This is a genomic window from Aquimarina muelleri DSM 19832 (assembly GCF_000430665.1).
GTDB classification, from domain to species: Bacteria; Bacteroidota; Bacteroidia; order Flavobacteriales; family Flavobacteriaceae; genus Aquimarina; species Aquimarina muelleri.
In genome coordinates, this window is sequence record NZ_AUML01000002.1 from 71101 (window position 1) to 83170 (window position 12070).

Annotated in this window: 10 protein-coding genes; 4 read left to right on the forward strand and 6 right to left on the reverse strand. The window is 28.6% G+C overall.

All coding sequences use genetic code 11. The annotated features are described in order from the left end of the window. Positions 1-52: 52 nt before the first annotated feature. The 4 genes from H527_RS0101670 to H527_RS0101685 form a co-directional block, all read right to left on the reverse strand. Entirely contained in the window at positions 53-1450 is a 1398-nt protein-coding gene (locus tag H527_RS0101670) for a RagB/SusD family nutrient uptake outer membrane protein (protein WP_027411099.1), read from the reverse strand. 10 nt (positions 1451-1460) lie between these two features. Next, positions 1461-4760 carry a TonB-dependent receptor gene (locus H527_RS0101675; protein WP_051316585.1) on the reverse strand — a complete coding sequence of 1100 codons (3300 nt, stop codon included), beginning with the start codon at positions 4758-4760 and terminating at the stop codon, positions 1461-1463. A 130-nt stretch (positions 4761-4890) separates the two neighbouring features. Then, positions 4891-5868, reverse strand: a complete 978-nt coding sequence (locus H527_RS0101680; protein WP_027411101.1) for a FecR family protein — start codon at positions 5866-5868, stop codon at positions 4891-4893. A 66-nt stretch (positions 5869-5934) separates the two neighbouring features. Continuing rightward, complete coding sequence (locus H527_RS0101685) at positions 5935-6507, reverse strand: RNA polymerase sigma-70 factor (protein ID WP_051316586.1); 573 nt, start codon at positions 6505-6507, stop codon at positions 5935-5937. Positions 6508-6829: 322 nt separating this feature from the next. Between H527_RS0101685 and gcvT the strand changes: the two genes are divergently transcribed. From gcvT to H527_RS0101700, 3 genes are all read left to right on the forward strand, one after another. Beyond that, the gene (gene gcvT / locus H527_RS0101690; RefSeq protein ID WP_027411103.1) at positions 6830-7912 is read left to right on the forward strand and encodes a glycine cleavage system aminomethyltransferase GcvT; all 1083 of its coding nucleotides are present in this window, start codon (positions 6830-6832) and stop codon (positions 7910-7912) included. Positions 7913-7995: 83 nt separating this feature from the next. Further along, on the forward strand, positions 7996-8811 hold the full coding sequence (locus H527_RS0101695; RefSeq protein ID WP_035087138.1) for a sugar nucleotide-binding protein: 816 nt from the start codon (positions 7996-7998) through the stop codon (positions 8809-8811). Between the two features lie 58 nt (positions 8812-8869). Beyond that, complete coding sequence (locus H527_RS0101700) at positions 8870-9283, forward strand: thiol-disulfide oxidoreductase DCC family protein (RefSeq protein WP_035087140.1); 414 nt, start codon at positions 8870-8872, stop codon at positions 9281-9283. 14 nt (positions 9284-9297) lie between these two features. On the opposite strand, the gene H527_RS21175 is transcribed toward H527_RS0101700, so the two are convergent. Further along, complete coding sequence (locus H527_RS21175; RefSeq protein WP_155837782.1) at positions 9298-9474, reverse strand: hypothetical protein; 177 nt, start codon at positions 9472-9474, stop codon at positions 9298-9300. Between the two features lie 231 nt (positions 9475-9705). On the opposite strand from H527_RS21175, the gene H527_RS0101710 reads away from it, so the two are divergent. Further along, entirely contained in the window at positions 9706-11574 is a 1869-nt protein-coding gene (locus tag H527_RS0101710; protein WP_027411106.1) for a DUF4139 domain-containing protein, read from the forward strand. Here H527_RS0101710 and H527_RS0101715 read toward each other — a convergent pair. Next, on the reverse strand, positions 11571-11963 hold the full coding sequence (locus tag H527_RS0101715; RefSeq protein ID WP_027411107.1) for a hypothetical protein: 393 nt from the start codon (positions 11961-11963) through the stop codon (positions 11571-11573). The genes H527_RS0101710 and H527_RS0101715 overlap by 4 nt on opposite strands. Positions 11964-12070: the final 107 nt, after the last annotated feature.

Sequence of the window (12070 nt, forward strand, 5' to 3'; positions counted from 1 at the left end):
TATGATTAATAAGATATGTTTTTTTAAGGATAAATAAAACCAATTATCTTTTTTAGTATCCTGGATTTTGTTGATCAGCAATATTTGGATTTACATTAATTTCATCAATAGGTATTGGTAAAACTGTTTTTGAAGAAGGAGAAATAACCTCAATGGGATAAGTATCTTGTCTAAACTTATTAAAAGTAATTCCATATCGAGTAAGATCAAAAAGCCTAAAACCTTCATACGCTAATTCTTTTCTTCTTTCTAATAAAATCTTATTCAATAGTATCTGTCCTATTTCTGTAGTAGCCTCTACAGGCTTAGAATCTGCTCGTTGAATAATTATATCCAGTGTTTGTTGTGCTTCTGTTACCTCATTCAAATGTGCGTGGGCTTCCGCCTTTATCAAATATATTTCAGATAACCTTAATACTTGTATGTTATCATCTTTTATTGCAGTACGAGGAAACTTTGTAACTAAATTTGTAGAGCCAAATTTTGGGTAAAGCTCTTTTCTAATATCTGTATCAGACAATGTGTTTTTAAAATCATTTGTTGCAAAAGCATCTTTAAGTTTTAGATAGAAATGACCTATAGAGTTTATGCCTGAATTATCTGTTTTTATATTTGAAACTACAAATAGGCTTTCTTTATTAAAATCCTCTGTCCAACTATTTATATATTCATTTCTTGTAAGTAGGGTTTTATTACTATTCAAAATTACATCATCAGCCATATCCCTTGCTCCTTCCCAATTTTGCATATGTAAATATACTCTTGCTAATAAGGCTTTTGCTGAAAAAACATCAAACCTAAAAAGAATCGATTCTTTGTGCATTAAATTTATAGCTAACAAAAGATCTTCTACAATCTGAGCATATACTTTTGCCGTTGTACTCCTACCTGGTTTTTGGATATTTGCTCCATTTCCTAATAACTCAAAGTCTGGTATAGGTACTCCTAAGTGGGATGCTCCTGAAGTAAAGTTGTAAGGCTGAGCAAATAATAAAAGAAAATTATGATAAGTTAAAGCTCTTAAAGCATACATTTCTCCTATATAATGATTTGCCTTTTTTTTTTCACTTTCAATAAAAGATATGGCTTTTGCTTTATTGATAACTATTGAGGTTGTAGCAATTACACGAGACATATTATTATAAGTCTCTTCTACTCTACTGTCATTCGAATTTACAATATAATCATCAAACTCTAAAAACCTACCTGTATTGTCGAATGCATTTATAAAGGCATTATCAGACATTATTTCTGGAATTAAAATAAAGTTTCTGTTATAATACCCTGGATTTGCTAAAAAGCTATATGCTCCATTAGCCGCTAAATTTAAAGAATTTAAATCTACGATGGTTTCGTTTACTTCTACCGAGTCTGAAAATCGTTGTTCTAAAGTATCCTCACAGGATAATAATGAAAGTAATATAAAACTATATAATATGTGTTTTCTCATAATAATTATTTCAAAAAGTAATATTCAAACCTAGAAACAATGTCTTAGAAATAGGAATTTCTTGATTTAATCTACCATTATAGCCTGATTCTGGGTCTCTTTCTAATCTATTATCTTTTATAAAAGTATATAGATTGTTTCCTTTTATGTAAACCCGAAAATTAGAAAGTTTTAATTTATCGATTAATCTTGGCGGAAAATCATAAGAAACTGTAGCTTCTCTTAATCTAACATAACTACCATCATAAATAAATCTACTAGATGTAAATGCAGAACTACCAGATTGCTCATTACCATATACAAATATTGGAACATCTGTTATATCTCCTGGTTTTTGCCATCTTCTTTCAAATGTTCCTCTACTTACATTACCTGTAGAAGAAAGTCTTCTGTATCCATCACTATTAGTAAATCTATTCCATGTATCATACACTAAACCTCCCCAAACTGTATATAATTGAAAATCTAATGTAATCCTTTTATAAGAAAAAGTGTTTCTAAGACCTGCATAAAAATCGGGCGTTGCTTTACCAATAATTACCTCTTTTGCATCCTTATAATTGGCAGTTACTTTTGTTCTTGTATCATCTGTATACCAGAGTGCATTACCGTTTTCCTGATCAACTCCTGCATATCTTGGCATATAAAATGTTTCTATACTCTCTCCTAAAGCTATTATTCGGGTTTGATCTATTATAGGTCTATTTTCTTTATCTGTTAGTTTTGTGATTTTGTTTTCATTTTTTGAAAAACTTAGATTTGTTTTCCAATTAAATCCGTCATTATCAGAAATAATATTTTGAGTAGTTATATTTAGTTCAAGTCCTTTATTTTGCATAGATCCAATATTATCTGCAATATCATTTCCATCTTCAATATTAAACTCTCCTCCATCTCCATTTGCAGCAGAAATTGGTCGTAATCTAAGTAGATCTTTTGTTTTTCTTAAATACCAATCCAAGCTACCTTGAATCCTATTATTAAAAAAAGAATAGTCCATACCAATATTAAAGGTTTTATTTAGCTCCCATTTTATATTAGGGTTTCCTACAGAAGTAAAAATCAACCCTGGGTTTCCGTTATAATCATTAACGTTAAACAAATCAAATATTCCTGTTTCTGGGTCATTACCATTTATTCCATAACTTGTTCTTAGCTTTAAATCTCCTATAAAATTAGCTGAATTCATAAAATGCTCATTAGCTATATTCCAACCTATTCCAACCGACCAAAATATTGCGTATTTATTGTTCTTTCCAAAAGTTGAAGATCCATCTCGTCTTATAGACCCACTCATTAAATAAGTGTTGTTATAAGCGTATTCAGTATTAAAAAACATTGAATTAAGACCTTCTTGAGCCTTATTTGTAGAAGCTAAAATAAATAAGCTACCATTATTTAAGTCTTCAAAACCGTCAGGTATATTTTCTACAATAAGGTCTGTAAATTTATTTCTAGTTTTTTGTAATTCATATCCTCCAAATACCGCTAGGTTATTTTTTTTCCAATTTAAATTATATCGCAATAAGTTTCTAAATAACCAAGAAAATAAAAAATTAGAATCTTGCTCTCCTCGGCCTCTAGGTTTAGCATCTCCAAAACCAGAAGGTAACCTAACAAAATTATCTTGAAATGTTTGATTCATACTTATTAATGATTCGTAAATAAGACCATCAAAAATCTGATAAGACAATCCTGCTCCAGCAAGTATTCTATGATTTATATCCTTTTGTATTTCTTCTTGTGCTTGGGCGATTGGATTTTGTGTATCATTAAAATTAAAATTAAAAGTGCCATCTTCGTTAAAAGGTGAAATATCCGGTCGTAACCTGTATATAGATCGAACTGGATTAGCAAATAATCCTCCTGTAGGTCTTTTTTTAGAAATCGATTTATTATAGGTAATATTAACGTCTATCTTAAAATCATCTGTAAACTCATGATCTATCTTTAGTCTTGTATTCATTCTTTCAAACTGCGAGGCTAGAATAACCCCCTCTTGATTAAAATATCCCCCAGACAAATAAAATCTAGTATGATAAGAACCTCCTTTTATAGAAATGTTATGTTGTTGATACAATCCATCTCTGGTAAGTAATTGGTACCAATCTGTATCAATATCTGGCCGAAAACCATTACTTATTAAAAAATCGAGAGCTTCTGTATCATTATCTCTTATTCCTGCATTTTGAACTCCTTCAACTAGTAATTCTTGAAATTCTTTTGTGTTTAATGCTTTAAATCTACTTGCAACTGATGGAGAGGAAAGACCTGTCTCAACCTTATATGTTACTTGAGTTTCTCCTGAGATCCCTGATTTGGTTTTTATAACGATTACGCCATTTGCTCCTCTTACTCCATATATTGATGTGGCTGCAGCATCTTTTAAAACAGAAATTGCTTCAATATCATTAGTGTTAAGAGATGCTATTATATTAGGGTCTTTTGTTTGAAAACCATCTATTACATATAGTGGAGAGGCAGATTGAAAAGAACCAACTCCACGAATTCTAACATTTGGTGTAGATCCAGGCTGCCCACTTCTAGAGATTACTTGTACCCCTGCAATATTACCTTGAATACTTTCTTGTATGGATGTTCGAGATCCTTTAGCTATGATTTTTGGATTAATATTTGACATAGAACCTGTTAACTTATTTTTTTTTTGGATTCCATACCCAGTAACAATAACCTCTTCAAGATTGCTTATATTTTCTCTTAAAACTATATCAATCGTTCTTTTAGTCACTTTTGTTTCAATAGTTTCAAATCCAATATATGAGAATACTAACTTGTCCCCTAGATTAGCTTCAATTTCGTAATCTCCATTAAAATTAGTTAAACTTCCTTTATTAGTATCTTTAACCCATATATTAACCCCTGATAATGGAAGATTTTTTTCGTTTATTACAGTACCTTTTATAATACTTTGTGATCTCAAATTATCGTTTATATACTTGTTTTTTTCGATATAATTCAAAAAATTTTCCAGAACCTTTCCTGATGTTTTTGTGTTTTTAGGGAATAAAACAATTTGATTTTTAATTATCTTGAAGTCAATATTGGTAGTACTAAATAATAGCCGTAATACCTTTCTAATTCTATTATCTTTAGACTTTAAAGACACCTTTTTTGATGTATCTATAAGATTATTATTATAAAAAAAGCGATATTTACTTACTTCTTCTATGTTTTCAATTACTTTTTGTAGAGGAGTATCCGTTAAAGAAATAGAAATACCCTGAGAATATACGTTAAATGAAAATAAGTTCGTAACGATAAAACAAATAAATAATGAATAAATTTTCATAATACATATTAGATGTTTTAAAAAACATCTTAAAGTTTTTTTTTGAAATTTTATATAACATTTAACTCTTTTGATTAGCGAGTTTGACTAAAACCTTACAAGAAGTCGATGTTATAATATTATCTTTTTCTTATTCAGAATCTAGTATGATTTTATTATTTTCATACCTATAATTCATTGGAGAAGATAATTTAAGAAGCTCAAGCACTTCTTCTAAGGTTAGATTATCAAATTTTCCTGTATATTTATATTTGAAAAGAGAATCTGACAGGATTACAAATTCTATATTATAATTTCTTTTTAAATCAGAAATAACTTGTTTTAGTGGCGTTTTATCAAAAATCAATGTTCCATCTTGCCAAGCAAGAATATTTTTAGAGTTTACATTATCAACACTTATATTATTATTATTTATATTAAAGGTGGCTCTTTCTGATGGTTGTAAAAGGACTGATTTTTTATTTTTATTTTGAAAAACTTCAACTTCTCCTGTTATTAATGTTGTTTCTGTTTTTTCGTCATCAGCATAAGATTTTATATTAAACGAAGTTCCTAAAACTTTTATTTTAATATGATCTGTATTTACTATAAAAGGTTTATTTACATTTCTTTTTATATCAAAAAATGCTTCTCCAGTTAAAGTAACCTTTCTTATATTATGGTCAAATTTTTTAGGAAATGAAATACTGCTTCCAGAATTTAAAACAACAATAGAGCCATCAGGTAATGTAATTTTTTTATGATCCCCAAAACCAGTTATAACGTTTTCTATATTAGATCCTAAAAACTCTGTGTTTTCAATATTTTTGTTAATATTAGAGAAGGTATTAAAAACAAACCAACTGATAAAAGGAATTATTATTATGGAAGCAACAACAGCCGTATAATAGGTCTTTTTTTTCTTATAACTTTTGGCTAAAAAATAACGGTATTGTAAATCCGTATTTGGATGACTAAATGAATCTAAAGTAGACGCAATATACTCTGCTTTAAGTATATTAAAGTGTTTTTGGTTTTTATCATTATTCCTTATCCATTCTATTACCAGCCTCTTTTCATCTGGAGTAGATTCTCCTTTAATGTATTTTAATAGATCCTTATCTTGCATTAATATCTTCTTATATCTATATAGACGTATAAAAATTTAGTTTCCCCCTAATGTACTTTTCTTTTTTTAAAATAAAGAAAGAAATTCCCGAAGATGCAGTCTCATATGCTTTAAAGCTTTAGACATATGATTTTCGACTGTTTTTACAGAAATATCTAATTCCCCAGAAATTTCTTTATTCTTTAAACCATCTATTCGACTTTTTATAAATACTTCTTTACATTTTTCAGGAAGTAAATTTATACTCCTTAGTATCTTTTGTTCTAATTCTTTCTCTATAATAGATGAGGAAATGTCATCTGCAAGTGCTTGATAATTAAGAAAAGCTTCAAGCTGTAATGTGTTATTTACACTACTGAGTTTAGTTTTTTGAGATCTTAAATAATCAAGACAAGAGTTTTTTGTTACTTTAAACATATACCCGTTAATATTTGCAGAAATAGACTTTCTTTTTTTCCAAATTTTAACAAATACATCCTGCACTATTTCTTCTGCATCTTCTTTATTAGAAACATAGTTTTGAGCTACATACAGTAATTTAGAATAGTAAAGCTCAAAAAGTATTTTGAAAGCTTCCTTATTCCCTTCATTAATATTTTTAATGAAAAAACTATTTGTTATTTGTAGTTCCTTTTTCAACCAATGTTATTATTCATGTAAAGGTAAATGTTTTTCTTAATGCTATACTAACAAATAATTAACATTAAAAACTTTATCTCAATATAGTTATTGTTAAAAATTTAATGAAAATAAAACACAAAACTCTGTTTTTTATTCTTATATCTTATTCAAATTTTAAAACTAACGATTGTTTTTTAAAATTATTTTCTTAATTCTATATTATCTATTGGCTTAGTAGTCTATTTATTTTATAATAGTTATTTTTATTTATAATTTAAAAGCATTGTGTACCTACATAAAGTTTTTTACTTTCGGCATCAATTTTACAATCTATTATATTATGCAAAATACTGCTTTAACAGAAACTCATATTGCATTAGGTGCCAAAATGGTTCCTTTTGCTGGCTTTAACATGCCTGTATCTTATGAAGGTGTTAATTTAGAACATGAAACAGTACGTAACAATGTAGGCGTTTTTGACGTGTCACACATGGGTGAATTTCTTATAACAGGATCTGTTGCTCTGGATTTAATCCAAAAAGTTACCTCTAATGATGCTTCAAAATTAGTTAATGGAAAAGCGCAATACAGCTGTTTACCTAATGAAAAGGGTGGTATTATAGATGACTTGATTGTATATAAAATTGCAGACGAAAAATACCTTTTGGTAGTAAATGCTTCTAATATTCAAAAAGATTGGGATTGGATTAGTAGTCATAATAGTATGGGGGCAACAATGAAGGATTTATCTAATGAATATTCTTTATTAGCTATTCAAGGTCCAAAAGCAGCTATTGCAATGCAAAGTTTAACTTCAGTAGATTTAGAAACAATGAAATTTTATACTTTTGAAATTGCTGACTTTGCAGGAATAGAAAACGTAATTATATCGGCTACAGGATATACTGGTAGTGGTGGTTTCGAAATTTATTGTAAAAATTCTGAAGTACAACAAATATGGAATAAAGTATTTGAAGCTGGAGCTAATTATGATATTAAACCTGTAGGTCTTGCCGCAAGAGATACATTGCGATTAGAAATGGGATACTGTCTTTATGGTAACGATATCGATGATACTACCTCTCCTATCGAAGCAGGACTTGGGTGGGTTACTAAATTCTCTAAAGACTTTATCAATGCAGAAGCTTTAGCAAAACAAAAAGAACACGGAGCAGAACGAAAATTAGTAGGTTTTGAATTGGATGAAAGAGGTATTCCTCGCCAAGGGTATGATATTGTAGACAGTAACGGCAAAATTATAGGGACAGTTACCTCTGGAACTATGTCTCCATCTTTAGGTAAAGGAATTGGACTTGGATACGTTCCTTCTGTTTTAGCTCAACCAGGAAGTAAAATTAATATTCAAGTACGTAAAAATGCTATTCCTGCTACAGTAATAAAACTACCTTTTTATAAAAGCTAATTTTTTATAATAAAAATAACATAGTTAAGTTTCAAATGTTACAATTGTAATATTTGAAACTTAACTTTTTTATAGAACTAATATTGAAAAAAATTTTAATCATAGGGGCTAGTGGATTTATAGGTAATGCACTTTATAAAGAGCTTAATTCTTATTTCGATACGTATGGTACATATTGTACCGATAACCGATTCTTTGAACAAAATCAAAAGTTCTTTCCATATGATATGGAACTTGAAGATATTTCTATTTTACTAGACAATCTTAAACCATCTATTATTATTACTGCATTAAGAGGTAATTTTAATTCTCAATTAGATGCACACCAACGAATAATACAATGGATACAACAAAACAAATCTCGATTAATTTTTATTTCTAGTGCTAATGTTTTTGATTCTTTTAGTAATTACCCTTCTTATGAATATGATAAAACACTAAGTGATAGTGTATTTGGTAGATTTAAAATAAAAATTGAAAATGCTTTAATGCGATTACCTACTAATAAATATGTAATTGCTCGGGTTCCTATGGTATTTGGCGCTACTACTCCTAGAATTAAAGAAATTAAAACTCTTTATGACCTCAAAGCTCCAATAGAAGTATTTCCGAATGTGATCATTAATGTAACCTCTATATCTAAATTTACACAACAAATACATTATATTGTAAATCGTAATAAAAAAGGAATATACCATCTAGGTAGTACAGACTTAATTTACCATTTAGATCTTATTAAAGAAATATGTGATACTCTAGAATTAGATGAGCCTATTTTTAAACAAGTATTTGACTCTAATAATGATCGTTACTTAGCTGTTTTACCAAGAGATAATAAACTGCCAAAAAATCTACAAACAACTACTAATGAAGTTATTAATTCTGTAAAAACAAACTAAACCTTAACAAATTCATAATTACCTATTTCTAATTAACGATTCCTACTATCTTTGTAATATGATTGAAGAAGGAAAAAAAATTATATTATTTGATGGTGTTTGTAACTTATGTAATAGTGCTATAAACTTTATTATCCAACGAGATAAAAAAAGTATATTTCGCTATGCTTCACTACAAAGTGAAATGGGCAGAAAATTAATAACAGAAAGAAAAATTGATACGTCTAAATTAGATTCTATTTTATTAATTGATCCTAAAGTAGCTTATTATTATAAATCAACAGCTGCTCTACAAATCGCAAAACAGCTATCCGGATTATATCCCTTACTCTCTGTTTTTCTAATTTTCCCTACTTTTTTTAGAGATTGGATATACAATATAATAGCCAAAAATCGATATAAATGGTTTGGTAAAAAAGAAAGCTGTATGATTCCGACCCCAGAACTTAAATCTCTCTTTATCGATCAATAAAACTCTTTATTTTTTTAAGGGATAACAATCGAAGTCTTTATTGAATTTTCTAATTTATATTGCTCTGTATTATATTTTTTCCTAAGCTCATTAGATTGAGCATCTAATTTATTTATGTTATCAATATGAACTATACTAAGGCATATTACAGCAAATGTAATAAGTATCATAGGTAATAAAAGACGTTTCATGGTTGTAAGCATTTTTGTGTGATGCTACAAATGTATATATATCTATTATTAGATATAAGGGGATTTTAACTAAGATTACATAGGGGGTTTTCCCCCCTATTTTATACCTATTTACAATAATCTCCTTTAAAAATAGAACTTTAACTAAATCAAAAGACCTCTTTACTCAATTACGGTTTATCTAGAAATAACAATATTCTATATTTCGAATGACAACAAAAACTATATATTATGAAAAACACCATCTTACTACTATTTCTTTTATCATTTATAAGTGTTTCAGGAACCGAAAAAAAGATAGAATCTACTATACAAGAAGTAACTGTCTTTTTAGAAGGAGCACAAATAAAAAGAATAGCATCTATACCTATAATCCCTGGAACTAATGAAATAATTCTATATGATTTATCGTCAGATATTGATGAAAATAGCATTCAGATATCTGGATTAAAAAATACATCTGTATTATCTCTTAATTACAGTATTAATTATCTTGAAAAAGAAAATATATCCACAGAATTAAGTTCTTTAAGAACACAGTTAAACCAATTACTTTTAGAGAAGAATAGTCATAACAACGCTATTTCTGGTCTTAAAGAAGAAAAAAAATTTTTAGAAAACAACCAACGATTAGGAAGTGATACAACGCCAATAACCTTAGAGAAAATAAAAGAAATTTCTGAGTATTATCGAAAAAGATCTACTGCAATACATAATGATATATATACCATCACACAAAAATTAAAAATACTAGAAGAAAACATCGTTGCCACCAGAAACGAAATGATCCAACTAGGTAATAATTCTAAAAAAGAAAGAGGGGAAATAACATTAAAAATCAGTGCCCCTATTGCAACCAACTTATTACTAGAAATACGTTATAATGTTACAAAAGCTGGTTGGTTCCCTATATACGATCTTAAATCAAATAGTATTCAAACACCACTCAACATATCTTATAAAGCTAATGTTTATCAACAAACAGGTACCGATTGGAAAAACACCAAATTAATTTTATCTACAGGAGATCCTAATACTAATAATCAAAAACCAGTCGTAAACACTAAATACTTAAATTTTACCAATGGTAATTACAGAAACAATTATACAAAACAAAACTATGGATATAAATACAACCCAACTATTCGAAAAGTAACCGGAATTATTGCAGCTCAAGACGGATTGCCTATTCCTGGAGCAAATATTATAGAAAAAGGTACTAGTAATGGCGCTATATCCGATTTTGATGGACGATATACCATAAATATAGGAGGAGGAAGAGAGTTGTCTTTTTCTAGTATAGGGTTTTCTTCTAAAACATTGCCTATTTATTCTTCTTCAATGAATATACAATTAGAAGAAAATCATGAAAGTTTAGAAGAAGTTGTCATCTCAGGATATTCATCATCTTCATTAAGTAGTAGAGTTTCTGGTGTAAATATAGAACAAGAAAAAAAAGAGTATAACCAAATTGTAGAAACTAAAGAGACTGGGATAACTAATACTCGATTTAAAATCAAAAAGAAATATACTATTGGTTCTAATGCAGATATTACCACAATTGAAATAGATAATTTTGATATGCCCGCAGAGTACCAATATTATACTGCTCCTGAGCTTAACGAAAATGTATTTCTTACTGCCAAGCTAGGAAACTGGGAACGATTTAATTTATTGCCTGGTGAGGCTAATATTTATTTTGAAGGTAGCTTTGCTGGAAAAACAAATATAGACCCTCTTGCCTCTACAGATAGCTTGACAGTATCTTTAGGTATAGACCCAAATATTATTGTAACTAGAGATCAACTTGATAATTTTAAAAGTAAATCATTTACTGGTAGCAATAAAATTGTAAATTATGGATATAAAATCAATATCAAAAATAATAAACAAAATAACATCACAATCACAATAGAGGATCGCATACCTATCTCACAAAACAAGGAAATTAAATTAGATAATATTCTTACAGATGCTTCTTTATATAATGATAAAACAGGTATCCTACAATGGAAACTCAATATTGCCCCTAATCAAAATATAGAAAGAAAGTTTTCGTATCAAGTTAAATATCCAAAAAATAAAAAAATCAATCTTTAACGATTAAATGTTACTTTAAAACCATCTCTAAATTGATCATCAATGGTAAATTGATTTGTGGTAAGTTCAAAATTACCAATATTTTTATCATCGATGATCAATTCCTTAGAATCGTTTACCACTAAAATAGAATATGTGTACGTTCCTGATGATAGAACATCATACACATCATTCGTATTTTTATTAGTGATTTTTACAGTCTTTGTTTCTTCATTAAACACCCAAATAATCATCCCTTTTTTAAAATTCTCATTTATACCAATAAGTCCTCCTGTTACATTAGCTAGGCTCCACTCCCCTTGCAAACCCGATAAATTTGAATTAAGGCTAGTATCATCATCTTCACTACACCCAATTGCTAAAAATAATACATAAACAAAGTATTTCATCTTTTTCATATCTAAATTAGTATAGAGGATTGGTTTACCCCCTTAGTTGCGTCGCTAAAATGTTAAAAAAATCAATAACCTCGGAGCTAGCTCACGAGGTATACTTC

What these genes read in the sequence shown, in the direction of transcription:
- H527_RS0101670 (WP_027411099.1), bottom strand. Translation starts at nt 1,450, where the DNA reads ATGAGAAAACACATATTATATAGTTTTATATTACTTTCATTATTATCC.
- H527_RS0101675 (WP_051316585.1), bottom strand. Translation starts at nt 4,760, where the DNA reads ATGAAAATTTATTCATTATTTATTTGTTTTATCGTTACGAACTTATTT.
- H527_RS0101680 (WP_027411101.1), bottom strand. Translation starts at nt 5,868, where the DNA reads ATGCAAGATAAGGATCTATTAAAATACATTAAAGGAGAATCTACTCCA.
- gcvT (WP_027411103.1), top strand. Translation starts at nt 6,830, where the DNA reads ATGCAAAATACTGCTTTAACAGAAACTCATATTGCATTAGGTGCCAAA.
- H527_RS0101700 (WP_035087140.1), top strand. Translation starts at nt 8,870, where the DNA reads ATGATTGAAGAAGGAAAAAAAATTATATTATTTGATGGTGTTTGTAAC.
- H527_RS21175 (WP_155837782.1), bottom strand. Translation starts at nt 9,474, where the DNA reads ATGAAACGTCTTTTATTACCTATGATACTTATTACATTTGCTGTAATA.
- H527_RS0101710 (WP_027411106.1), top strand. Translation starts at nt 9,706, where the DNA reads ATGAAAAACACCATCTTACTACTATTTCTTTTATCATTTATAAGTGTT.
- H527_RS0101715 (WP_027411107.1), bottom strand. Translation starts at nt 11,963, where the DNA reads ATGAAATACTTTGTTTATGTATTATTTTTAGCAATTGGGTGTAGTGAA.